The 22,757-nt window shown below is 70.4% G+C and carries 18 protein-coding genes; 12 read left to right on the top strand and 6 right to left on the bottom strand.

The window, feature by feature from the left end; all coding sequences use genetic code 11:
* The first annotated feature begins 15 nt into the window (after positions 1 to 15).
* From EPO51_RS24890 to dcd, 3 genes are read left to right on the top strand one after another with little or no spacing between them, the layout of a single operon-like run.
* Positions 16 to 474, top strand: a complete 459-nt coding sequence (locus EPO51_RS24890) for a hypothetical protein (protein ID WP_293356297.1) — start codon at positions 16 to 18, stop codon at positions 472 to 474.
* Complete coding sequence (locus tag EPO51_RS24885; RefSeq protein ID WP_293356294.1) at positions 455 to 1,651, top strand: hypothetical protein; 1,197 nt, start codon at positions 455 to 457, stop codon at positions 1,649 to 1,651. The genes EPO51_RS24890 and EPO51_RS24885 overlap by 20 nt, the downstream gene beginning before the upstream one ends.
* Positions 1,651 to 2,265, top strand: coding sequence for a dCTP deaminase (gene dcd / locus EPO51_RS24880; protein WP_293356291.1), 615 nt, complete (start codon positions 1,651 to 1,653; stop codon positions 2,263 to 2,265). The genes EPO51_RS24885 and dcd overlap by 1 nt, the downstream gene beginning before the upstream one ends.
* A gap of 264 nt (positions 2,266 to 2,529) precedes the next feature.
* On the opposite strand, the gene EPO51_RS24875 is transcribed toward dcd, so the two are convergent.
* Entirely contained in the window at positions 2,530 to 2,775 is a 246-nt protein-coding gene (locus tag EPO51_RS24875) for a helix-turn-helix domain-containing protein (RefSeq protein ID WP_293356288.1), read from the bottom strand.
* A 99-nt stretch (positions 2,776 to 2,874) separates the two neighbouring features.
* On the opposite strand from EPO51_RS24875, the gene EPO51_RS24870 reads away from it, so the two are divergent.
* The 4 genes from EPO51_RS24870 to EPO51_RS24855 all read left to right on the top strand — a co-directional run bounded on the left by EPO51_RS24870 (position 2,875) and on the right by EPO51_RS24855 (position 10,051).
* On the top strand, positions 2,875 to 3,354 hold the full coding sequence (locus tag EPO51_RS24870) for an RNA polymerase sigma factor (RefSeq protein WP_293357017.1): 480 nt from the start codon (positions 2,875 to 2,877) through the stop codon (positions 3,352 to 3,354).
* A gap of 11 nt (positions 3,355 to 3,365) precedes the next feature.
* Positions 3,366 to 4,340, top strand: coding sequence for a FecR family protein (locus EPO51_RS24865; RefSeq protein ID WP_293356285.1), 975 nt, complete (start codon positions 3,366 to 3,368; stop codon positions 4,338 to 4,340).
* Between the two features lie 128 nt (positions 4,341 to 4,468).
* A complete protein-coding gene (locus EPO51_RS24860) occupies positions 4,469 to 7,516 on the top strand; it encodes a TonB-dependent receptor (RefSeq protein ID WP_293356282.1) in 3,048 nt (1,015 codons plus the stop codon).
* Positions 7,517 to 7,525: 9 nt separating this feature from the next.
* Positions 7,526 to 10,051, top strand: coding sequence for an alpha/beta hydrolase family protein (locus EPO51_RS24855; RefSeq protein ID WP_293356279.1), 2,526 nt, complete (start codon positions 7,526 to 7,528; stop codon positions 10,049 to 10,051).
* Here EPO51_RS24855 and EPO51_RS24850 read toward each other — a convergent pair.
* From EPO51_RS24850 to EPO51_RS24840, 3 genes are all read right to left on the bottom strand, one after another.
* Positions 9,969 to 11,645, bottom strand: coding sequence for an asparagine synthase C-terminal domain-containing protein (locus EPO51_RS24850; RefSeq protein WP_293356276.1), 1,677 nt, complete (start codon positions 11,643 to 11,645; stop codon positions 9,969 to 9,971). The genes EPO51_RS24855 and EPO51_RS24850 overlap by 83 nt on opposite strands.
* Before the next feature lie 128 nt (positions 11,646 to 11,773).
* Positions 11,774 to 12,442, bottom strand: a complete 669-nt coding sequence (locus EPO51_RS24845; RefSeq protein WP_293356273.1) for a lasso peptide biosynthesis B2 protein — start codon at positions 12,440 to 12,442, stop codon at positions 11,774 to 11,776.
* Between the two features lie 268 nt (positions 12,443 to 12,710).
* Positions 12,711 to 13,337: a GntR family transcriptional regulator gene (locus EPO51_RS24840; protein WP_293356270.1), complete on the bottom strand. Its 627-nt coding sequence runs from the start codon at positions 13,335 to 13,337 to the stop codon at positions 12,711 to 12,713.
* A gap of 277 nt (positions 13,338 to 13,614) precedes the next feature.
* Between EPO51_RS24840 and EPO51_RS24835 the strand changes: the two genes are divergently transcribed.
* The 3 genes from EPO51_RS24835 to EPO51_RS24825 all read left to right on the top strand — a co-directional run bounded on the left by EPO51_RS24835 (position 13,615) and on the right by EPO51_RS24825 (position 21,144).
* The gene (locus EPO51_RS24835; RefSeq protein ID WP_293356267.1) at positions 13,615 to 14,613 is read left to right on the top strand and encodes a toprim domain-containing protein; all 999 of its coding nucleotides are present in this window, start codon (positions 13,615 to 13,617) and stop codon (positions 14,611 to 14,613) included.
* On the top strand, positions 14,588 to 16,636 hold the full coding sequence (locus EPO51_RS24830) for a ParB/RepB/Spo0J family partition protein (protein WP_293356264.1): 2,049 nt from the start codon (positions 14,588 to 14,590) through the stop codon (positions 16,634 to 16,636). Before EPO51_RS24835 ends, EPO51_RS24830 begins: the two co-directional genes overlap by 26 nt.
* 260 nt (positions 16,637 to 16,896) lie before the next feature.
* Positions 16,897 to 21,144 carry a strawberry notch family protein gene (locus EPO51_RS24825; protein WP_293356261.1) on the top strand — a complete coding sequence of 1,416 codons (4,248 nt, stop codon included), beginning with the start codon at positions 16,897 to 16,899 and terminating at the stop codon, positions 21,142 to 21,144.
* A gap of 3 nt (positions 21,145 to 21,147) precedes the next feature.
* Here EPO51_RS24825 and EPO51_RS24820 read toward each other — a convergent pair whose 3' ends face one another.
* On the bottom strand, positions 21,148 to 21,462 hold the full coding sequence (locus tag EPO51_RS24820; RefSeq protein ID WP_293356258.1) for a hypothetical protein: 315 nt from the start codon (positions 21,460 to 21,462) through the stop codon (positions 21,148 to 21,150).
* A 156-nt stretch (positions 21,463 to 21,618) separates the two neighbouring features.
* Here EPO51_RS24820 and EPO51_RS24815 point away from each other — a divergent pair, with 156 nt between their 5' ends.
* Both EPO51_RS24815 and EPO51_RS24810 read left to right on the top strand, forming a co-directional pair.
* Complete coding sequence (locus EPO51_RS24815; protein WP_293356255.1) at positions 21,619 to 21,966, top strand: single-stranded DNA-binding protein; 348 nt, start codon at positions 21,619 to 21,621, stop codon at positions 21,964 to 21,966.
* Between the two features lie 34 nt (positions 21,967 to 22,000).
* Positions 22,001 to 22,432 carry a single-stranded DNA-binding protein gene (locus tag EPO51_RS24810; protein WP_293356252.1) on the top strand — a complete coding sequence of 144 codons (432 nt, stop codon included), beginning with the start codon at positions 22,001 to 22,003 and terminating at the stop codon, positions 22,430 to 22,432.
* Positions 22,433 to 22,515: 83 nt separating this feature from the next.
* Here EPO51_RS24810 and EPO51_RS24805 read toward each other — a convergent pair whose 3' ends face one another.
* Positions 22,516 to 22,695 carry a hypothetical protein gene (locus EPO51_RS24805; RefSeq protein WP_293356249.1) on the bottom strand — a complete coding sequence of 60 codons (180 nt, stop codon included), beginning with the start codon at positions 22,693 to 22,695 and terminating at the stop codon, positions 22,516 to 22,518.
* Between the last annotated feature and the right edge of the window lie 62 nt (positions 22,696 to 22,757).

Here is a 22,757-nt window from a genome sequence, read left to right as displayed (position 1 = left end):
TTGGAGGCGGGGAAGATGGCGGGTTTTTCGACGGGCGATCGCGCGCCCTCGACTTTCGCACTGGCGGACCTGGCCCTGCAGGCGGCGATCGAACTCGATCGGATGGGAGCAGGGCTCGACCACGATCCCGCAGTCTTGGTCCATCTGGCCGACGCGCTCCGCCGCACCTCGCGGCCGCCGGCAGACGCGCCGCCCTTCAGGTTCGTCGAGCCAGGCTACTATCTGCCCTTCGAACGCCTGTACCGGACTATAGAATCGCACAACCCTGTCGTGTTGGAGAACATCCAGGCGTTCCTCCAACGCACCAGCGACGCGCTCAGCCAGGCTGACAGCGCCGACCAGGCGGAATTGACCAGTTTCTGCGTCGCGCTGCACCAGGCGTTGATTCAGGACAGCACGGCGGAGGACGGGTTTGTCGTCCACGATTGGCGAGCCCTCGGCGACAGCACTGCGCTTGGCGTCCGCGCGGCGTAGAGTCCGCGCGTTCCTCGATCAGATCCGGCAACTCGAAGCTTCCGACTTCCCGCACGCCGACGCGCGCCAAGCGCTGGCCTTCATTCGGGACTACTTCGAGACCCGCCAGAACCTGCTGCGCCGCATGCCGGACAGCGTCACGGACGCCGTCGCGGACGAGGTCTGCCAGAACACCAACCGGTCCTTGTCGAGCTACACCGAGGTGCTCGGCTTCATCCTGCGATCGACTAACGTCCGCAACGCCTTCGAGATGCACTTCCCGCTCAAGCGGCTCGTGCAGCAGGCGGTCGACCCGGACGCACGGCTCATCGTCTCGTCGGAATGGAACTTCGTTCCGTTCACCTACCCGATGACGCTCGACCTTCTGCCCGATTTTGCGCTCGTCGGAGGTCCCGCGCCGGAGTCCGGCAATCCGTTGATCATTCCGCTCGCGGGGCATGAGATCGGGCACTCGGCGTGGCGCGCGCATGGCGGGAAGGAACAGGTGAGCCCCGTCGCCCTGCTCGGGATCGACAAGGCGCTCGACGCCGATCCCGAGCGCCGCGACGCACTACTCGAGGAGCTGAAGAAGTTCGGTCACGACATCGAGTATCTACAGAACGCCTGCCTGTTCTCGGCGATGCGCCAGCTCGAAGAGGTGTTCTGCGATCAGTTCGGCCTCTACGTATTCGGCGAGGCTTACGTCTACGCCTACGACTACTTCCTGGCGCCCGGCGGCGGTGTTCGCACCGCGGGCTACCCGTCGGCCCGCGACCGGGTGCGCTTCCTGCTCGACGGCGCCAAGGTCCTGGAAATCGCCGTGGACGCGACATTGTTCGCGTCCTGGCAGGAGTCGTCGCCTCGCGCGTCCCTCGACGGGGAAATCCTGTTCTTCGCCGACCAGGCAGTTGACGCCAGCGTCGCCGAGGTGCGGAGCCTCGCATTCGATATCCTGAAGAGCAAGGACGTGGCCCGCCCGGATCCCGCCACGACCACGAAGGTCGACGAGGCCTTTCAATCGCAGATTCCAGATTGCGGCGGCGCCTCGCTCGCCGAGATCGTCTCGGCCGGCTGGCGCTATCTACGCCGCAAGGGTGGGCTGTCGGCCGAAGCGGACCTAGCCGAATATGACATGCTCTGTGAGCTCATGTTGAAGTCCATCGAGGTCTCGGAATTCAAGCTTCGGGTGGAGGCGTGATGCTCAGCGCGAGCGAAATCGCCGAAGCCCTGGATCCGGATGCTCCGCAGGACGGCCGTCTTACCGTCGTGCCCCGGCCGGACGTCGAAGACCTGCGCAAGCGTGGCGGGACCTCGATCGACCTACGCTTGGGCCGATGGTTCAAGTCGTTCAAGCAGACCCGCACCAACTCGGTGTCGCTGGCGGGTTTCGATGAGCCCACCGGCGAGGGTGGAGAGATGTCGCGCACGCGCCAACACTTCGTGCCTTTCGGCGATTCCTATGTCCTCCACCCCGGCCGATTCGTGCTTGGCGCGACGCTCGAATGGCTTCGCCTCCCCGCCGGCCTCTCTGGCTACGTCACCGGCAAGTCGTCGCTAGGCCGACATGGCCTGGTGATCGAAACCGCGGCGGGTATGCACCCCCATTTCTCCGGCTGCCTGACGCTCGAGCTTGCGAACGTCGGCGAGGTCCCGCTGGAGATCTTCCCGGGAATGAAGATCTGTCAGATCTTCTTACATAGGACGACGCCGAGCGCGCAAAGCAGCCTGGGCGCCTTCTCCGGCCGGCGGAAGCCCGGCCTGTCCTCGCCGCGCGCCGACGACATCCTGCGGAAGCTTCGCGACCACGAGTAGCGATCGCGACCTGCCGCAGGCGGCTCGACTTCCACGTCCCGAGAACTGCAGGCTGGCAGAATTGACACACCAACGTTGGCGGCAAGCGGGCGGTGCCCGTATGCAACGCTTACGAGCGGACGTTGCGCCGTCTCGGAAACCTCGTTTTCGACACCGCCAGAGCGATGGGGCCTGGCCCTTGGCGGCCGACGTTAGGCGTGGCACCAGGAAGCGGGCCCTCCGAACGGCGGCTTTGAGTCAGGTGCGGCGGTTCGGATCGCCTAGCTACAGGCCCGCGTCGGACAAAATTGACGACGGCTTGGCACCAAGTGCTCGCGAGATTTTCACGAGGTTGAGGAGCGTCACGTTGCGCTCGACCCGCTCGATCTTGCCCATGTGAGATCGATCGATGCCAGCTGCATCAGCCAGCGACTCCTGGCTTATATTGACGGACTTTCTCAATGCACGAATGGCCGAGCCTACCTTTCGTAAAAGGCCCTCCTCATCCGCCACTCCCGAGACCCGCACCATCTGCAGGAGATGACGGTCTGACCGCTTTTTCGACCACGGTATTTACGACCCATTCAGGACAGTTCAGAATCGAGAACATCGAAGTCCTGAGTGATCGAGATGCCGGCATCGAAGCTCACCGCACCACCCTTCCACTCGTCGCAATTGGAGAGTTCCTATCGGCGCGATCGGGCCTGGCTGATGGGCTTTCTCAGTCGCCGGTTCGGTCAACTCGTAGGAGAGGATCTGGTCCAAGAGGCCTTCGTCCGCACGCTCGCCGGCGCGTCGGACGTCCGTAATCCGAGGGCATTCCTCGCCAAGGTGGCGATCCGTGCGGCGATGGAGGAGGTGCGACGGCGGCCTGAGTCGCGGTTCCTGTATGAGCCGCCGGCTGCGGTGCTTCCCGACGCCGAGGTTGCGGTCCTGTTGGAGCAGATGATTGCGGCGTTGCCAGGACCGATTCGCGACGTCTTTGTCTTGAGCCGGTTCGGTGGTCTCTCTAATGTGGAGATTGCCCAACGCTGCAACCTGTCCGTGAAGCGCGTCGAAGCCCGGCTCACGGAAGCGCGGCGGAGGTGTGCGGCCCTGATGCAGGACTGAGGCGGCAGGCCATGAGCGAGTCAGCAGATCGCGGGACCCAGGCCTCCCAGTGGTTCACGGTCATGACCGGCGGGGATATCGCGCCCAGGGAGCTCGATGAGTTCCGCGCCTGGCGACGGGATCCCGCCAACGCCGCCGCGTTCGAGAAGGTGAAGCAGGGCTGGGAAGCCGCGGGCGGCCTGGCCGAGCGGCCGGCGATTGCGGCCATGACCGAGGCGGCGCTGGCGAAGTACCCGGCGAAGGTCGGCGCGGGTCAGGCGGGGCCGTCGCGCCGCTTCGTCCTCGCGCCGATCGGGCTCGGGCTGGCCAGCATCTTGGTCGCGGGCGGTGCGGTCTTCGCGTGGCGCAACTACGAACCGACCTATTCGACCCAGGTGGGCGGCCAGCGGCTCGAGGTGCTGGCCGACGGCTCGCGCGTGCGGCTCAACACCGACACCCGGGTTCGGGTCGATTTCCGGGACAGCGAGCGGCGGGTGGTTCTGGACCGGGGGCAGGCCTTCTTCGATGTGGCGCACGACGCCTCGCGGCCGTTTGTGGTCGTGGCGGACGGCGTGCGCGTACGGGCGCTTGGCACGCGGTTCGACGTCCGCAACGACGGCGCCGTCGTGCGGGTGACGCTCGTGCAGGGCCGCGTGGAGGTGCGGGGCGGCGACGGCGAGCGGACGGAATTGACGCCTGGCCAAGCGGTCGTCGCCGATCGCCGCGGCGTCTCCCGCCCCGCGGTCACCAACACCAGCGCCGTGGCGAGCTGGACCACCGGGCGGCTGACGTTCTCGGGCGTGCCGCTGCGCGAGGCGGTGGCCGAGGTGAATCGCTATTCGGACCGCAAGGTGGTGCTGGAAGCGCCCGAGGCGGTGGCCGGGGAGCTGGTCAGCGGTCAGTTCGTGGCCGGCGACGTGGACAACTTCGTGGCCGGCGCCCGCTCGCTCTATGGGCTGCGGGTCACCTCCGAAACACCCCGCGAAATCCGACTTTCTCCGGGGTGACGACGATTTTCTGACAGCGGCGCGAGGGTTTCGTGGCGGATCCGCCCTCTACCCCTGCAGACGAACCTCGTGGCGCCGAAGCAAGACCATTTTGGTAGCGCAAAGCCCGCGGTCGTCGCGGGGGAAACATGTTCGAAGCGTTCGAGTACCGCGTTGGTCGCCGGTGGGCCTGGCTCGCCACGGCCGCTGTCCTGGTCGCCAGCGCCGCCCAGGCGCAGACGACCTATGCGGTCTCTGTCGATGCGGCGGGGCTGGAGCCGGCGCTGCTGAGCCTCGCTACTCAGACCAAGCAGCAGATCATGTTCTCCAAGGGCGTGGTGGCGGGTCGCAGCGCGCCGCCGGTGAAGGGCCAGATGACGCCGGAGCAGGCGCTGACCGGCCTGCTCATCGGAACCGATCTGCGGGCCCGGCGGGTGAACGACCAGATGATCGTGGTCGAGCGCGTGACGGCGCGCACGCAGGAGGCCGGCGACGGTCGCCCTTTCGGAGTCAGCGCCGCTGACGTTGGCGGATCGGCGTCAATTTCCGACCCGGTGGCGCTCGAGCCCACGCTGGTCGATGAGGTGCGGGTCACCGGCACCCACATCCGCGGGACGACGAAGAGCGCCTCACCGCTGATGGTGCTGGACAGGGCCGCGCTCGAACGCTCAGGGCATGCCACCGTCGCCTCGGCGCTCGCCGCTCTGCCACAGGCCTTCGCCACCGGCGCATCCGAAGGCACGCTCACCACCGGCTCCGACCGCATCGTCCGTAATGTAAACTACGGCTCGAGCGTCAATCTGCGGGGCCTCGGGCCCGACGCCACCTTGATCCTGGTCAACGGCCGGCGGCTGTCCGGGTCAGGCTCCTTCGGCGATTTTGCCGATATCTCGTCGATACCTTCGGCGGCGGTCGAGCGGGTGGAGCTGCTGCTGGATGGCGCCTCGGCGCTGTACGGCGCCGACGCGGTCGGCGGCGTGGTGAACATCATCCTGCGCAAGGATGTCGAAGGCGCCGAGAGCCGCGCCTACGCCGGGATTGGAACCGACGGGGAGCCTCTGCAACTGCAGCTCTCGCAGTCGCTCGGTCACCGCTGGTCTACAGGCAGCGTGTTCCTCGCCCTGGAGTACCAGAAGCGCAACGCCCTGCGGGCCGAGGACCGTCCCTACACCGCCAGTGCCGACCTGCGGCCACTCGGCGGGAGTGACAGGCGGGTGACGAACAGCTTCCCCGGCAACATCCTGGGACCTGATCCGATCACCGGCGCCCAGGCGCCGCGCTGGGCGATCCCGGCCGGCCAGAACGGCGTCGGCCTGCGGCCCTCGGACTTCCAGCTGGGGACCGTCAACCTGGAGAACGGCCGGGCCGGCATCGACACCCTGCCGCGCCAGGTTCTGCAGTCCGCCTTCCTGACGGCGAACCAGGAGGTCGGGCACGGCGTCGAGATCACCGCCGATGTTCGCTATGCCTTCCGAAAGTATGCGGTAAGCACGGCCGCCAATGTGACGACGCTGAGCGTCAACCGATCCAATCCCTTCTTCGTGTCGCCGAACGGATCGACCTCCCATTCGATCGCCTACTCGCTTCAGGAAGAGCTCGGCAATCCGCTGAACATCGGATCGGCCGAGACCTGGGGCGCGTCGCTGGGCGCGAAGGCTCCGTTGTTCGGCGACTGGCAGGCCGACGGCTATCTCGGATTCGGGCAGGAGATCAGCGAGTCCGACACGACGGGACTGCTCCACACGCTCTACCTCAGCGAGGCGCTGGGTACGACCGCGGACCGTCCCGACACCTCCTTCAACGTGGCGCGAGACGGCTATTTCAATCCGTTCAGCGGCAGGCCCGGCGCGAACAGTCCGGCCATGCTGGCGTTTATCAGCTCAGGCTTCACGAGCAGCCGCATCAAGATCAGTTCGTACGTCGCCAGCGGCCAGGCCGATGGCACGCTGCTCACGGGCCCGGGCGGCCCCATCAAGCTCGCGATCGGCGGCCAGGCGCGACGCGAGACCGTGCTTCGTGGAGGAACCAACTTCGCAAGCACGGCGGCGCCGACCGCGCAGATCTCTGCCGACGTCAGCCGAGAGACCTTCGCGGCGTTCGGGGAGCTGCGCGTGCCGATCGTCGGCGAGGCGAACCGCCGTGCAGGTGTCGACGCCCTCGAAGTTTCGCTCGCAGGCCGGATCGAGCGCTACAATGACGTCGGCACGACAGCCAATCCCAAGGTGGGGCTCTTGTGGCGTCCGACCGCGGATCTGACGCTCCGGGGCACCTATGGGCGGTCGTTCCGCGCCCCGGCGCTGCGGGAGGTGCACGACCCGGAATCGGCGTCCTCCATCCAGCTCAACAAGGCGGACGGGACGCGCGTGCGCGTCCTGGTGCTGGGGGGCGGCAATCCCGGCCTCGAGCCTGAAACGGCGAACTCCTGGACCTTCGGCGCGGACTATCGTCCCGCGGCAATCCCAGGCCTCGCCCTCGGCTTCACCGCCTTCGACATCGCGTTTCGTAACCGCATCGACCGGCCCGTGCAGCAGAACACCGTCGCGGCCCTCATCGACCCGGCCCTGACCAGCTTCGTGCAGAACATCGCACCGGCGACGAACGCGTCGGACCGCGCGCTGATCGTCGCACTGCTCGCGCGCCCCGGCACGCTGGCCACAGCGCAGGCGTTTCCGCCGGAGGCCTTCGCCGCGATCGTGGACAATCGGTACGTGAATACGACGACGCTGCGGGTGCGCGGCGTGGACGTGACGGCGTCCTACCGGTTCCAGGTCGGGGAGGACGACGTGGCGCTTGGCCTGAACGGCAGCTACCTGGCCGACTTCAAGCAGCGGATCACGCCCACGTCCGGCGCTCAGGAGCGGGTCGGCGTGGCGGGATCGCCCGTCAAGTTACGCGCCCGCGCGACGGCGGACTGGACGCGCGGACGCCTGACGCTGGGCGCCGCCTTCAACTATGTCGATCGTTACCGCGACGTCCTGGGGGCCCGCATCTCGGCGCAGCCCACCGTGGACCTGCAGGCCCGGCTGGCGGCGCCCGATCACGGGTTCGGTCGTGGCGTGACGGTGACGCTGAACGTGCGCAACGTCTTCGACCAGGCGCCGCCCTTCTACGACAACCCCGCGGGTATCGGCTACGACCCCACAAACGCCGACCCCATCGGCCGCTTCGCGGCCATTCAGATCACGCGCGCTTGGTGAGGTCGGGTCATGAAGCGCGTGACGGCGAGCGCCTTGCTGGCGCTCGTCCTGCTGGCCGGCGCGCCCCACGCGCCGGCCAGCGCCCGACCCTTCACCGTCGAGGACCTGCTGCAACAGGAGTCGTTCGGCGCGGTCGCCATCGGGCCCTCCGGGCGATGGGTGGTGTTCGAGAAACGCGAACCATACGCGGGCGCGCCTCGGTTCGATGACGACCAGGGCTCTCCCATCGGGACGAGCCGGCTCTTCATCGCCAAGCGCGGCGCGGCGGGACCGGCCCGACCGTTGCTGCCTGGCGAAGCGCCGGGCCAGCTGATCGGCGCTGTCGCACCGTCGGGCGACCGCCTCGCCGTCTACCAGTTCCACGACGGCGACTGGCGGCTCGGCGTGGTGGAGCTCTCGACGGGCGCGGTGCGCTGGCTGGACGTCCGCCTGCCGAAACCGCATCGCGGCCGCCTCCTACAGTGGCGATCCGACTCCGAGGTGCTCGTCGTCGACCGCGGCGCAGCGCCCCTCACGACCAGCGACCGGATCGGCCGGGTGTCCGCAGAGACGCTCCCGCGCCTCTGGGCAGCGACGGCTTCCGGCCGTGGCGCACACACCGTGGTCGGAAGCGGGGCCTATCGCAGCGCTCGGCCACGCCCAACCCCCTGGCGACTGGTGCGGATCGATCTCACAACCGATCGCAAGACCGTGGTGGCGCGAGGCGAGATCGTGGATTTCGAGCTTGCACCCGGCGGTGCACACGTGGCCTTCCGCACACTCGGTGAGGACATCCAGTCCCGGCTCGGACGCCCGGTGCAGGGCGACTGGGGCGTGAGCCCGCAGGTCGAGACTCTGCAGATCGCAGACCTGCAGACCGGTGGGATCGTCACGCCATGCGGATCATGCGACGTGCTTCCCAGCCTGATGGCGTGGTCACCGGCGGGTGCGAAGCTCCTCTTCTTCGGCCGCGAGGGTGATACGCCCTGGAGCGCTGGGCGCCTGCGGCGTTTCGACGTCCGGGCCGCGCGCGAGACCGTCCTTGACGACGACACGGTAGCGCCCGTCGTGCTCGGTCGCCCCGAGATCGTGCGGGCCGACTGGATGGGAGAGGTCCCGATCTTTATCGGACGCAAGCGCGGATCGGGCGGGAGCCGCGCTGACTGGTTTCGATGGGACCGCGGCGGGCCCATCGACATGACCCACGATTTGCCGGCGGCCGCAGCCAGCCTCGTGTCGCTGGATGAGAGGGGCTTCAGTTTCATCGTGCAGGGCCAGGTCTGGTCCGTTACGGCCCGTGGCCAAGCGCGGCGTCTCGACGCCCCGCCAGCCGTGCTCGCCGCCTCACCACTGAAGACCCGGGACGGACGTCCGCTGACAGCGGCGCACGCCGTTGGCTGGGTCGCGACGACGCCGGCGCGAGGCGACCGACGGCTTCGGGGGGTCGGACCTGCGGTCCAGGCCGCGGACCTTGCGCTGCCTCCGGGAGTCACAATCGAGGCGGTCAGCGACGACGGGCGCGCCGCCGTTGTCCGCGTCGACCAGCAGGGCCACGAGGCTCGGCTCGAATGGCTGGGGCAGGATGGCCCATCGCGTGTGCTGGCCGAGATCAACACGGCCCTCGCCGATACCGACCCAGCGGATATCCGAGCCATCCGTCATCCCGGCCCGGATGGCCAGCCGTTGACAAGCTGGCTTTACCTTCCGCCGCGGCGCGGGGGTCCCCCATCCCCCCTCATCGTCAAGGTCTACTCCGGCGACAACTACCGGGTCCCGCCGCCCTACAAGGCGCCTGTGCTGGGTCTCCAGGGCGACACGCGCGTGCTCCTGGGCCAGGGGTACGCGGTCCTGGCGCCCAGCCTGCCCCGGCCGATCGCACACGATAGACCCGAAGAGCCCACGAAGGGCCTCGCCGGACGCATCCTCGCGATCGTCGATCAGGCTGCGCGGGATCCCGCGTTGGTCGGCGCCTTCGATCCCGACCGCCTGGCCCTCTGGGGGCACAGCTATGGGGGCTACACCGTCATGGCGACGATCACCCAGACCGATCGCTTTCGCGCGGCCGTGGCCGTGGGCGGTTACGCCGATCTGGTGGCCAAATGGTCGTCGCTGCCGGCTCCGCATCGACCTCTCCAGGACGAGGGGGTGCGCAGCAACTATGTCACTGGCGGCATGGAATCCGGGCAAGGCCGCATGCGCGTTCCACCCTGGTCTGATCCCGAGCGCTATGCCCGGAACAGTCCCCTGCTCCAGGCCGACGCCATCACGACGCCCCTGCTCCTCGCCCACGGAGACCAGGACGGCGCTGTGCCTCTCACCCAATCGGAGGCCATGTTCTCTGCGCTATACCGGCAGAACAAGGACGCGCTACTCGTCACCTACTGGGGCGAGGGTCACTACATCTCAAGTCCCGGAAACGTCCGTGACCTCTACGTGCGCGTCCGCCGCTTCCTGGACACCTATCTCGCGCCGACTAGGACCACCGAGACGCCCTCGCGGAGTCCGGCACACGACCCTGCCAGTAACGCACCCAGGCTTCCACCGGCGCCGCGTTGAGGACGTCGTTCGGGCGACCGGCGTGGATCAGGTGGCCGGGATCAAAGGCGCGTTCCACCGCCGCACGGTCCAATAGCCCCGCTTCCGCGAGGCAGCCATCGCGCAGAAAGGGCAAGAGGGTCTCGCGGCTGGCCGCCACGAGCCGTGAGAAGTAGGCGGTCAAGCTGCCCTTGGACCGGCGTTGTCGGACCACATCCGGGATTCGGCCCGCCAACGCCTTTCGTGCGAAGGGCCGGTCCTGCGAGCCGGCCGCGAGGTCCGCCACCGGGATCGACAGGCAGAGTTCCATAATCGGCTGGGCGGCGAGCGGAAAGATGAGGTCGCCTCGCCTGCGGCGCCGGCAGTCGCCGCGAACCACGTGGATGTTTGCGAGCGCACAAATCTGTAACTGGCGCGCCAGCGGCAGGTCCCGCGCCGCGTGCTCCCAGGGGTGCACGGCGCGGCCGGCGATCTCGCGCGCATCCGCGTTCATGAGCGTGGAGGCCGACTTCGGCAGGCCCCTACCGCGCTGCAGGCCCGCCCGTGCCTCGCGATAGACCGACCACACGGGCTTGTGCAGCCGTCGCGCCGTCTCGACGAGCACCGGCGATCCGAGGGCCGCCGGTCCCCGGCGGCGTACCTCTTCGCTCGCGATCCAGGCCGTTGGCATCTGGTAGAAGACCGCGTCCCCTCCCTGCCCCGAGACGATGGCGTCCGCGCCACCGGCGTCGAGACGGCCGGCCATGTCGCGGTCGCGCGCTGCATCGGCGCCGTTGATCCCAGGCCAGAAGCTGGAGCCGAGTTCGGCGAAGTCATCAGGCGTCAGCGGTGTCATCGGCTTGCGCACGACCGTCAGGTGTCGGTCCAGCCGATCCGTCACGGCGCGGGCATAAGCGCGCTCGTCGCCCTCCGGTCGGTCGTCCAGCCGGTGCACCCACTGCGTGACCCGCGCCACCGCACCACTCTCGCCGAGCGCACCCGCGACAATCGAAGAGTCCAACCCGCCGGATAGGTCGACGAGCAGGCGCTCGAACTTCTCGACGCTGGCCGCCGTACAAGCATCGACGCGGTCCAGGAGTTCGCGCGCCAGGAGTTCGCGATCAAGGCGCGTGGGACTGCAGAAGTTGGCGGGCGACCACGCAAGCCGGCCCGGATCATTGCCGCGCACCCGGCAGACGGCGCCTGGCGGGACAATCCGCACATCATCGAGCAAGGAGGTCGCCGTTGCGCCGCCGGGGGCCGCCAAGCACATGGCAATCCGCTCCCAATGGAGCCCGAGGCGCTGCGGACGTAGCCAGCCCGGCGACGCGGACAGGTCAGACGCGATGACCCCGACGCCCTCACGTGTGGTCCACACACAGCATTCGAGCTCGCCGGAGGGGTCCCTCAACACGGAAGCTTCGGAAGACCCGCCCCTGAGGATCGCCACGTACCGCCCCCAATGGGCGCGCAGCAGTTCCGCGGCCAACGCGTCCGGCTCCCGCGGAGGTCGGGCGATCAGCGGCGACAGGTGCGGCGGAGCGCCCGGCATCGGATGAAGGTCGCCCAGGATGACGCCGGCATCGTGCGGCAACCGGTGCAGGGACAGGCCTCCTCCGGCCGTCCAGATCGCCATCTCAGAGGACGTGGTCCGTTGCAGCCAGTCGCTCTCTCGATGAAGCCGCGCCGTCGCGTCAGCGAACGGTGCGACGCCCTCGGGGCCGGGACCACGCACGAGGGCGATGTAATGCGGTCGGGGCGCCACTAGACCACCATGATGGGCGTCAACGCGACCAGGGCCTCGACGTCGTCGTCGAGCACAGTGTCCCCGCGCTGCAGCCAGCAGTGGGCGCGGAACGGCCAAGTGCGCACGCCAAAGACCCATCGGGCGTCGTGCCCGTGGCGCCGAAGCAACCTGAGCAGCATGAACGACCGCAGTAGGCACTTGCCGGGCGCCGGTGCGAAGGGCGCCCATCTGTGAAAGCTCTCGACGAGGTCGAGCATCCGCGCGTCCGGCCTGTCGTTTCCGCCCGGGGTCGCGCCCTCGGCGGCCCACGCAACCAGCTTAGCCAACGGCCGCCGATGGTACGCCTGTGCGAGATCGAGAGTGGCCCGCAAGCCCCTGACGCCATCGCGCCATCCAGGTGGAGCGAAGTCTACGCCCACCGCGCTGATCGTCGCGACGGCAATCGGGTCGGGCAGGTCGCGCGGCGTCGCGTGATCGGCAATCAGGTCGGCTTGGCGCAGCTCTTCGGCGAAGGCGGGGTCTGCGACACCCAGCACGCGCTGCGCCGCGTCCAGCGACATCCACCCGGCGGCCGACGGCACGCAGGCGTAGCGGTCGCGGGTGACATCCAGGAACACCGCGTCATCGCCGATGACAACCGCGTGGACGTCGCGTCGAAGCGCAGAAATTTGGGATGGGGTGCTCATGGCGAAGGCTGGCGCCAGGTGTCCCCGGCGCCAGCACCCAGCTCAGCTGTAGAGGATGAAGGGATCGTCCTCGAGCTCGTCTTCGCCCACGGGGGCGTTGGTCAGGGCGCGCGCGCTGCCGAAGCAGATCAGGCGCGACGTCGGCAGATGCAGCTTGGACATCGCAGACCTCTTTCGAGTGAATGACCGCCGGGATTGGCGGACAAGGCGATGACGCGCCTCGGGCTGGATATACTCAAACTATATCGTGGTATATTCGACTATATTCTCACTCGTTCTCGGGATTCTGGGGAGCGAGCAGCTGGGCCAGGGGTTCGGCCAGGGCCACACGGCGGCGGTGGAAGTCCTGGATGGCGGTCGGCCGGCGGGGGCGCTGCGACGGGTCGGCGAGCCGCTGCAGGGATTGGGCTTCCTGCGCCAGGTCGTCGATGAGCTGGACCTCGCGGCGGCGGACCGGGGCCAGCTGCAGCATCGTGGTGCGGTAGGCGTCGACGATAACGCGGCTGCCGGACTCGGTCGCCCAGGCCAGGAAAAGACGCTCGACGGCGCGGACCGGGTCCTGCTCCTCCGTCGCGGGTGTTGAGCGGCTGGGCGGGGTGGGGCTTCGCGCCGCGCCCTGGCACATCAGGAGGAACTGCTCGCTGAGGCGATAGAGGACCGCGACATCGGCGGCGGAGAGCTCGGGGACGAAAAAGCCGTCGCCACGGCGATCCTCCAGCAGCCCCTCGCCTGCCAGTCGGGAAAGGGCTTCGCGCACAGGCGTGTGGCTGAGCTTCAGCTGGTCGGCCACCTCCTTGGCGGTCACCCGCGCGCCGGGCTCAAGCGCGCCGTCGCGCAGGCGTCGTCGCAGGTCGACCAGCGCCTGCCGGAAGGGTTCGAGCCGCTCGGGGGTCATGGCGCACGCTCCTGGCACTGTCACGGGGCCGTCACTCAACGCGCCACGACCCAGGCTGGCAAGGGCGATATATTCACCTCCCTAAGTCGAATTTCGGCGCGAGGATGAAGAGGCGAGCGGTTCTTCGCAATTCTTGCCGTAAATCGGAAGCAAACCTGCCGATCAAATACTTTTGAGTGGCCAGACAAAAGGCGGCGCGGCAGTCCGATTGGACGGGGGCAGAGGGGAAGGGCCGCCCCGGTGACCCGGTTGGGGGTCTGGAGCGCGGAGGGGTTTGATGCCCGTCGCAACGACCTTGTCCCTGATACCCCTGGCGCGCGCCCTGGGCGGCGACGTCTACGCCGGCGGGCGGCGCGCCCTGGCGCCGGCGCCGGGGCATGGCGCGACCGACCGTTCAGTTTCGCTGGTGCTGATCGACGGGCGCGTCGTGGTGCACAGCTTCGGCGCGGCCGATTGGCGCGAGGTGCTCGACGACCTGCGGGCACGGGGCTGGATCGATGGGGACAACCGGCTGCTGGGCGGCGGCGGGGTGTCGGCACGACCGCCACGGCCGGAGCGCAGCCGCGCCGAGCGCGAGCGCATCGCCCTGGCGCTTTGGGAAGCGGCGGTATCTGTTGCGCCTGATGGGCCCGCTGCGGCCTATGGGCGGTCGCGCGGGGTCGATCTCTGCGCGTTGCGGCTGTCCGGCCTGCGCGCGCATGGCGCGGTTCCAACGCAGGTCTATGCCGATCGCGGCCTGCGGTTGGCGGGGCTGCTCGCAGGGGTGCGCGACGCGGACGGCGCGATCACCGCCGTGGAAGTCACCTACCTCGATGCGCGCGGCGAACGCAGCCGCCTGGCCCGGCCGCCGCGCAAGGTGGTGGGTTCGATCCCAGCCGGCGCGGCGGTGCGTCTCGTACCGCGCGCCGCGGAGATGCTCGTGGCCGAGGGCGTGTTCACGACGCTGTCGGCGATGGCGCGGTTCGGGCTGCCAGGCTGGGCGCTGCTGTCGACCAGCAACCTGCGGCGCTGGTCGGCGCCGCAGGGGGTCCGTCGCGTGCTGATCGCCGGGGACCGGGGGCCGGACGGCGAGCGCTCGGCCGGCATCCTGTGCGCCCGGCTGCGCAACGCCGGGGTGCTTGCCGAGGTGGTGCTGCCTCCCGTCGGGGCCGGCGACTGGAACGATCTGGCGCGGAGGGAGGACGAGGAAGGGCGGCGTGGGGCGCCCGGATCGCAGGGATGGTCCCTCGCGGCCGGGCGGGACCTGCCCCATGGCCACGACCCCATCCGTTCATGAAGCCCCATCCGTCTCCGAGACACCTGCCGAACGCCTGCCGAGGAGCTTTCCGCTCCGCGACCTCGCCGTCGCGCCCGAGAACATGCGCTTCGGTGAGGCGCCGGACGACGAAATCCCCGAACTCGCGGAGACCATCTTCGCCGCCGGCGTGCTGCAGCCGCTGACCGTGCGGCCGGGGAAGAAGAAGGAGAAGCCCGCCATGGCCCTGGACGGCCGGCGGCGCTGGCTGGCGCTGCAGCTGCTGCTGGAGGCCGGGCGCATCGCCGAGGACTATCCGGTGCCGGCCTTCGTGGAGACCGATCCGGCCCGCCAGGCTGCTGCGATCGTGCTGACCAACACCGCGGTGCCGGTGCATGTGGCCGACGTGATCATCGCCATCGGCAAGATGACGAAGGCCAAGCTGACGTCGGCGGTGATCGCGAGCGCCCTGGGCTACGCCGAGATCGATGTGCGCCGGCTCTTGGCGCTCGCCGAATTGCACCCCAAGGCGCTCGAGGCGCTCCGGAGCGGACGCCTCAACCTCAAGCAGGCGCGGCTGATGGCGCGGGTGCCCAGCAAGAAGGAGCAGGGCGAGATCGCCGAGGCGGTGCTGAACGGCTTCGGCTTCCAGGAGTGGCGGATCACCGACAGGCTGGACGCCGGCCAGGTGACCGTGCGCGACCGCCGCTTCAGGCTGGTGGGCGCCGAGCGCTACGGGGCGGCCGGCGGCCGCCTCGAGAGCGATCTCTTCGGGGAGCGGCCGGATGTGATCCTCGACCCCGAGATCCTGCAGGACGCCTGGATCGCCCGCGCCGAGGCGCTGTCGGCGGGCCTCCGGACCGAGGCCGTGCAGGTCCTGGTGTCGGTGGCGCCGTCGCAGATCGACGACCCGGCGCTGGAGCCGTTCGGGGACGCGTACGGCATGGGCCTGGACGCCGAGGCGCTCTCGGCCTGGGACCAGGCCCAGGACGCCGCGCAGGATGCGGCCGCAACCCTTCACGAGCAGGACCTCTCGCTGCCGGAGGCGGATGGCGCCATCGCCGCCTTGCTTGAGGCCAAGCTCGCCGCCGAGGTGGCGGGCGAACCCTTCCGGGAGATCAGCCTCGTGCAGGTGTTCTCCGACGGGTCCACCGGCCTGGACGTGCGCGCCTTCGGGCCGCCGGCGCCCGTCGTGGCGCCCGAGGACGACGAGGCCGGGCGCGCGGGTGACAGCGACGAAGCGGACGAGGGCGACGGGGCGCGGGAGCCGACGGCCATCGTGCGCCGCGGCGTGATCAGTGTCGTGCCGGTGGCTGTGGCCCCGACGCCCGAGCTGGAGGGCGTCAACCATGTGCTGCACGACGTGCGCACCGACACCGCCACGCGAGCCCTGATCCGGGCGCTGGCCGACGACCCGGCGGTCGCGCTCACCGCCTTGGTGGCCCGGCTGTTCGGGGTCCTCGTGCTGCGGCAGAACCGGGCCAAGGGCGGCGGCGCGCTGGCGATCGACGCCGAGACCTATGGGCGGGTCGGGGTGTCCCCGATCGAGGCGCTGGACGGCGAGATCCGCAGACGCCTCGCCGAACGGCGCGCGGCCTGGGAAGCTTCCGAGGTCTCGCCGATCGGCTGGGTCGACGGCCTGGCGCACGGCGAGAAGATGGCGCTGCTGGCCGAGCTCGTGGCGCTGAGCCTCGACCTGCGCGAGGAGCGGACGACCTCGGTGCGGCGCTCGGCCCGGGCCGAGGCGGTGGAGATCGCCGCCCTCTGCTCGGCGGACGTCACCCTGCACTGGACGCCGGACGCCGGGTTCCTGGGCGCCCATCCCAAGCCCAAGCTCTTCGACATGCTGGACGAAATGGGCGCGGGTGAGAGCCGGGCCGGCGCCTGCAAGAAAGACGAACTGGTCGCCCTGGTCGCCGAACGGGCGGCCGAGCGTGGCTGGGCGCCGGCCTATCTCTCCTGGGCGGCCGAGCCGCCGGCCGAGGCCGAGGTGGAGGAGGAACCGCCCGCGGCGGTGGCGGAAGCCGTCGGTGACGATGCGGCCGAGGCGCCGCTCGCCGCCTGAAAGAAAGCCTGACGCGCATGCCCGTCGCGAACGGCCGGCGCTTCGCACCGTAGAGCCGGTGCGGCCGAGCCGTGGGCACGACTGGAGCGCTCTCAGCGTGGAGACCACAGCGGCTCCCTCCGCGGTGCGCAGTCGGGTCGACGGCGCCGTTCCGGTCGCTCCGGGACGGCGCCGTCCTACTGGGACCGGAGGAAGGGTGGGCGGGGGCGAGCCCGGCGAAGTGGAGGGAGCCGCCCTCCGCGCCGGGCCGGAGCTCCGACATGAACGCCGCCCTTCCGCTCTTCGCCGCCGACGCCGCTGGAGACCGTCCGCAGAACTTGCTCGCCGCCGGCCGCGCACTCGCCCCTCACCTCTTCCGCGGCCGCCCCCTTGAGCGGCGCGTGGTCTCCACCGTGCTCACCACCACCTTCGGCGCGACGGACGCCGAGGGAGCCTGGGACTGGCGCGACGCCTACGACGCCATCGAGGCGGCCATGGTGCTCCAGGTCCGCCGGATCGCGGGCCAGGTGGCGCGGCTCGAGGACGCCCCGGCAGAGGTCGTGGGCGCCTTGGCCGATCTGGTGGACCTAGGGCTCACCCACACCCGCCGCTCCGAGCACCAGCTGGCGCTCGACCAGTTCTCGAGCCCGGCGCCGCTGGCCGCCTTGCTGGTGCTGGCCGCCCAGGTGCGTCCCGGCGACAAGGTGCTGGAGCCGTCGGCCGGCGTGGGCATGGTGGCCGCGGTGGCGGAAGCGTGCGGCGCGGCTGTCACCCTCAATGAGCTCAGCGACCGGCGCGCCGGGCTGCTGGACGGGCTGTTCCCGGGCGCGGCGCGCACGCGGCTTGATGCGGCGCACCTGGGAGACCTGCTGCCGGAGGCCGGGGGCTTCCACGCTGTCGTAATGAACCCGCCGTTCGCGGGGCTGGGCTCGCACGTGCTCGCGGCGCTGGCCTGCGTGGCCGAGGGCGGTCGCGTGGCCGCCATCGTGCCGGCGAGCGCTTTGACCGACGCCGGCTTGCTCGCGGCGGTGCGGCGGGTTGGGCGGGTGGTGGGGCGCTTGGTCCTGCCGCCTGGAGCCTTCGCCAAGCATGGCACCGGCGTGGAGACCGGAATCCTGGTGCTCGACCGCGGCGCGGGCGCGCAGCCCGCCGCGCTGGAGACGGCCGTGGCGCTGGCGGACGCGGCCGCCTGGACCGGAGGCCTGCCGGCGCGACCGACCTGTCAGCCGCGCCTGGCGCGCGTGGGGCCTGTGGGCTTGGCGCTGCGGCCTCGCGGCCTGAGCGGACCCGCGATCGCGCTGCGCTTCCTGGAGGACGCCCAGACCCTGGACTATGCGGAGGCCGCGTGGTCCGGCGAAGGGCGCGACGTCGGCCTCTACCAGGCCTGGCGGCTCGGGCGGATCGCCTTTGCGGCCGCGCATCCCCATCCGACACCGCTGGTGGAGTCGGGGGCGATGGCGTCGGTGGCGCCGCCGGCGCCCACGCATCGGCCTCGGCTTCCGGCGGTCCTGCGGGCCGAGGGACGGCTCTCCGACGCCCAGGCCGAGACCGTCGTGTACGCCGGCGAGGCGCACGGCGCGCACCTGTCGGGGTGGTGGCTACCTGGGGAGGCCGCCCACGAGCTGCGGCTCGCGGACGCGGACACCGAGGGCGCGGTCCGGTTGCGGCGCGGCATGTTCCTCGGCGACGGCACCGGCGCCGGCAAGGGCCGCCAGATCGCCGCGGTCATCGCCGACAACATGGCGCACGGCCGCATGCGCGCCGTCTGGCTGTCGAAGAACGAGGCGCTGCTCGAGGACGCGCAGCGGGACTGGAAGGCCATCGGCGGCTCGGCGCACGACGTGGTGGCGCAGTCGCGCTGGAAGCAAGGCGAGGCGATCCGCCTGGAGCGCGGCGTGCTCTTCACGACCTACGCCACCCTGCGCCAGCCGGCCCGGGGCGGACGACCCTCCCGCCTCGACCAGATCGTGGCCTGGCTGGGCGCGGGCTTCGACGGGGCCATCGTCTTCGACGAAGCCCACGCCATGGCCAATGCCGCCGGCGGGGTCGGCGGGCGCGGCCCGAAGAAGGCGTCGCAACAGGGGCTGGCGGGCCTCGCCCTGCAGAACCGCCTCCCGGACGCACGGGTGTTCTACGTGTCTGCGACTGGGGCCACCGAGCCCGCAAACCTCGCCTATGCCGCGCGCCTTGGCCTGTGGGGCGGTCCCGACGCGCCCTTCACCACCCGCGCCGACTTCCTCGATGCCGCCGAGACCGGCGGGATCGCCTTCATGGAGCTGGTGGCGCGCGAGCTGAAGGCCATGGGCCTTTATGTGGCTCGCAGCCTGTCGTTCGAGGGGGTCGAGTACTCGCCGTTGGCGCATCCCCTGACGGCCGACGACATCGCCATCTGGGACGCCTGGGCCGACGCCTTCCAGGTGATCCACGCCAACCTTACCGCGGCCCTGCAGGCCATCGGCGTGGTCGACGATGAGGGCAAGGTGGTGAGCGGGGCGGCCATGAGCGCACTGCGCTCGGCCTTCGAAGGCGCCAAGCTGCGCTTCTTCGGCCATCTGCTCGCCGGCCTGAAGGCTCCGACGCTGGTGGCGGCCATCCGCCGCGACCTGGGCGCAGGCCGCTCGGCCGTGGTGCAGATCGTCTCCACCAACGAGGCGGTGATGAATCGCCGACTGGACGAGATCCCGCCGGAGGAGTGGAACAACCTGCAGGTGGACCTGACCCCCAAGGAGTACGTCCTGGACTACCTGCAGGGCGCCTTCCCGACCGCGCTGATGGAGGCGGTCGAGGGCAAGGACGACCAGGTGGTCCTGCGGCCGGTGATGAAGGACGGCTGTCCGGTTCACAGTCAGGAGGCGCTGCGCCTGCGCGACGAGACCGTCGCGGGGTTGGCCAGCCTGCCGGCGGTTCCCGGCGTTCTGGACGCGGTCCTCGACGCCTTCGGGACCGGCGCGGTGGCGGAGATCACCGGCCGCTCGCGGCGGGTGGTGTTGCGCGAGGGACGCCGCGTCGTCGAGCGCCGGGGCGCCTCGGCCGCCAAGTCCGAGACCGACGCCTTCATGGACGGGCGCAAGCGTGTGCTGGTGTTCTCGGACGCCGGCGGCACCGGCCGCAGCTACCATGCCGCCCTGGACGCCGTGAACCGCCAGCGGCGCGTCCATTACCTCGTCGAGCCGGGCTGGCGCGCCGATGCGGCCATCCAGGGCCTGGGGCGCACGCACCGGACCCATCAGGCGTCACCGCCGCTCTTCCGGCCGGTCACCACAGACATCCACGGCGAGAAGCGCTTCCTCTCGACCATCGCGCGGCGGCTCGACTCGCTGGGCGCGCTGACCCGCGGGGAGCGCCGGGTCGCCGGCGCGGGCCTCTTCCGGGCCGAGGACAATCTCGAGAGCCCCTGGGCGCGGCGGGCGTTGCTGGTGCTCTACGGCGCGCTGGCCTTTGGGGAGCTTGCCAGCATGTCGCTGGAGGCGTTCGAGGCGAAGACGGCCCTGAAGCTGCTGGACAGCGAGGGCCAGCTGAAGGGCGGCGAAGAGTTGCCGCCCATGAACACCTTCCTCAACCGCCTGCTGGCCCTGCGTATCGCCGACCAGAACGCGCTGTTCGCCGACTACGAGAAAATCCTGGCCGGGGTGGTCGAACGCGCCGCCGCCTCCGGGCAGCTGGACCACGGCCTGGAGGACATCGTCGCCGAGGACCTGCAGGTCCTGTCCGAGGAGACCGTCCGAACCGACGAGGCCACCGGCGCGGAGACCCGGCTGGTGGGGTTCGCGCTGCGGACAAGGCGCGAGTTCTTCGGGGTCGATGAGGCCCTCGGTCTGGCCGAGGGGCTCGGTGACGCCGCCGTGCTGGCCATCAACGGACGATCAGGTCGCGCGGCGTTGGTGGAGCTCGGCCTGACGACCACGGACGACAACGACCGCCTGCTGCCGGCCGTGCGCCTGCGCCGGCCCGACGGGAAGTCGCTGGAGACGGCCAAGGCCTTCGAGGAGTCGGCCTGGGCGCCCGCGGAGCCGGAGACCTGGCGCGCCGCCTGGACGGGCGAGATCGCCGAGGCCGATCCCTGGCGCACCCGCGAGCTGACCCTGGCCACGGGCCTCCTGCTGCCGGTCTGGGCGCGGCTGCCGGGGCGAGGCGCCCAGGTGCGCCGCGTGAAGGCGCCGGACGGCCGCCGCTGGCTGGGCCGCGTCCTGGACGCCAGCCAGGTCGCGGCGCTGAAGGCCGCGCTGGGCATGACCAGCCTCGCCGAAGCCTGGTCGGACGGGGCGCTGGTGCTTCGCGAGGTGCTGGAGCGCGGCGTCCAGCTCGGCCTGGACGGCGGCTACTGGTTGCGCCGGGCCCGGGTGATGGATCGCCGGCGGCTGGAGGTCGTGGGCGGCGCCGGTGACCGGGCGGCCCTGGTGGCGCTCGGGTGCTTCACCGAGATCATCGCCTACACCCTGCGGGTCTTCGTGCCGGTGGACCGACCCGAGGTGGCCGCCGCCGTGGTGGCGCGCCACGCCGTCGTCCAGGCGATCGAGCCAGGAGGGTGAGGGTCAGTCGAGGTCGGCGGCTTCAGCGTCGGGCTCGACGGCCGCCACGATATCGGCGTGCTCGGCCTCGCGCACCGCGCGGGCCACGTTGAGGCGCACGAACAGGCGGGCGTTGCGGTTCGCCTTCAGGGTCTCGGTGACGATGGGCGCGGCCCGCACGAGGCTGTGGGCCGCGCCGCAGAACAGCACCTTCAGGCGCGCCGAGGGGCCGCTGGCGACCAGCACATTGCCGGCCATCACCGGCAGCTCGGCGGGCGCGGCGCTGCGGAAGCGGTAGCGCGCGCCCGAGGCGCCGGAAATGTCGAGGAAGTCGGGCATCGGCGATGGCTTACCGCCCAGAGGGGGCATTCGCCAAGGCGGCATCGTGTCGGGTTTGCGGCGGCGGTAGCCGCCGCGAGGCGGGAGGGAGGGCTTCGCCGGGTGAAGCGGTCCGGGGATTGAGCCTCGGCGCTTCGTCCACTCAAGGAGATTGTCATGCAGAACATCGTGTTCGTGGGCCGCTTGGCGGCCGATCCGCAGGTGACGGAGGACTATGCCAAGGCGGTCTTCCGGCTGCTCGAGAACCGGGGCCGCGACGCCTCGGGCGAGCCGCGGGTGGTCGGCGTCAACTGCGTCAGCTGGGCCAAGGGGCTCAACGAGCGGGTGATCGCCGAGGGCCTGGCCGCCGGTTGCGAGGTGGTCGCCATCGGCGCCTTCGTCGACAACCGCTACGAGGCCCGCGAGGGCGGCGAGCGGGCCGCCAAGGAGCTGGTCATCCGCTCGCTCACGGTCCTCGACTGGGCGGCCGACCGGGCGGCCCAGGCCCTGCGGCACGCCGCCTGACCTCCCCCTTTCCTCATTCCCAAGGAGACTGACCATGCAAAGCGTGATCATCGAAGGCTATCTCGCCGCCGACCCCTCGATCCTGGCGGCTCAGGGTTCGGGTAAGAAGCGCGCCAGCTTCCGGGTGCTGGAGACCGTGCGGTTCCGGCGCGGCGACGGCCAGATGGGCGAGCGCACCACCGGCTTCAACTGCGTCTGCTTCAACGAGAAGACCGCTGAGGACTACATCAGCCCCTACGCCCAGAAGGGCTCGCGGGTCGTCGTTAGCGGCCACGTCGAGAACGACACCTGGACCGGCAAGGACGGGACCACCCACTACGACCTGCGCCTGATCGTGGAGAACCTGCGCATCAAGGCGAGGCCCGAGCGGACCGGCCCCGAACGCGGGCCGGGCACGGCGCGCGAGCCGGAGGCCGAGCCCGAACCGGGCTTCGAACCCAGCCTGGACGACGAAATCCCGTTCTAGCCACTCTCCCCGCAACTTCGGCTCCGCCGGTTCGCCGGCGGAGCTCTTTTTCGTTTGGACGGGGTGTGCGGACGGGAGCCGGCCTACCAGGCCTCCGGCGGCTCAGCCTGGGGTTGGAACTCGGCGCCATCGCGCCGCACCACCACCAGCCGGCGGCCCATGCTGGTCGCCACGGCCACGATGCGGTCCGGCTCGGACTCGCGACGCCAGGTGTCTTCGGAAATTCGCAGCTCTGGGCGCTGATCGTGGGGTGTGGGGGACATGGACGGCGGCTCGAATTGAACTTGCACCTCGCATGCGCCGGGCCGGGCCGCCTGTCAAAGAC

Origin of the sequence: Phenylobacterium sp. (genome assembly GCF_004297125.1) — a bacterium.
In the GTDB taxonomy this organism is placed as follows: Bacteria; Pseudomonadota; Alphaproteobacteria; order Caulobacterales; family Caulobacteraceae; genus Phenylobacterium.
Note: the sequence above shows the minus strand (reverse complement) of the source record. Positions and strands in the feature narration are given on the sequence as shown.

Bases quoted from the DNA above. Each gene is read 5' to 3' on its own strand.
- EPO51_RS24890 (WP_293356297.1), top strand. From the start codon at position 16: ATGGCGGGTTTTTCGACGGGCGATCGCGCGCCCTCGACTTTCGCACTG.
- dcd (WP_293356291.1), top strand. From the start codon at position 1,651: ATGCTCAGCGCGAGCGAAATCGCCGAAGCCCTGGATCCGGATGCTCCG.
- EPO51_RS24875 (WP_293356288.1), bottom strand. From the start codon at position 2,775: ATGGTGCGGGTCTCGGGAGTGGCGGATGAGGAGGGCCTTTTACGAAAG.
- EPO51_RS24870 (WP_293357017.1), top strand. From the start codon at position 2,875: ATGCCGGCATCGAAGCTCACCGCACCACCCTTCCACTCGTCGCAATTG.
- EPO51_RS24865 (WP_293356285.1), top strand. From the start codon at position 3,366: ATGAGCGAGTCAGCAGATCGCGGGACCCAGGCCTCCCAGTGGTTCACG.
- EPO51_RS24860 (WP_293356282.1), top strand. From the start codon at position 4,469: ATGTTCGAAGCGTTCGAGTACCGCGTTGGTCGCCGGTGGGCCTGGCTC.
- EPO51_RS24855 (WP_293356279.1), top strand. From the start codon at position 7,526: ATGAAGCGCGTGACGGCGAGCGCCTTGCTGGCGCTCGTCCTGCTGGCC.
- EPO51_RS24850 (WP_293356276.1), bottom strand. From the start codon at position 11,645: ATGGCGATCTGGACGGCCGGAGGAGGCCTGTCCCTGCACCGGTTGCCG.
- EPO51_RS24845 (WP_293356273.1), bottom strand. From the start codon at position 12,442: ATGAGCACCCCATCCCAAATTTCTGCGCTTCGACGCGACGTCCACGCG.
- EPO51_RS24840 (WP_293356270.1), bottom strand. From the start codon at position 13,337: ATGACCCCCGAGCGGCTCGAACCCTTCCGGCAGGCGCTGGTCGACCTG.
- EPO51_RS24835 (WP_293356267.1), top strand. From the start codon at position 13,615: ATGCCCGTCGCAACGACCTTGTCCCTGATACCCCTGGCGCGCGCCCTG.
- EPO51_RS24830 (WP_293356264.1), top strand. From the start codon at position 14,588: ATGGCCACGACCCCATCCGTTCATGAAGCCCCATCCGTCTCCGAGACA.
- EPO51_RS24825 (WP_293356261.1), top strand. From the start codon at position 16,897: ATGAACGCCGCCCTTCCGCTCTTCGCCGCCGACGCCGCTGGAGACCGT.
- EPO51_RS24820 (WP_293356258.1), bottom strand. From the start codon at position 21,462: ATGCCCGACTTCCTCGACATTTCCGGCGCCTCGGGCGCGCGCTACCGC.
- EPO51_RS24815 (WP_293356255.1), top strand. From the start codon at position 21,619: ATGCAGAACATCGTGTTCGTGGGCCGCTTGGCGGCCGATCCGCAGGTG.
- EPO51_RS24810 (WP_293356252.1), top strand. From the start codon at position 22,001: ATGCAAAGCGTGATCATCGAAGGCTATCTCGCCGCCGACCCCTCGATC.
- EPO51_RS24805 (WP_293356249.1), bottom strand. From the start codon at position 22,695: ATGTCCCCCACACCCCACGATCAGCGCCCAGAGCTGCGAATTTCCGAA.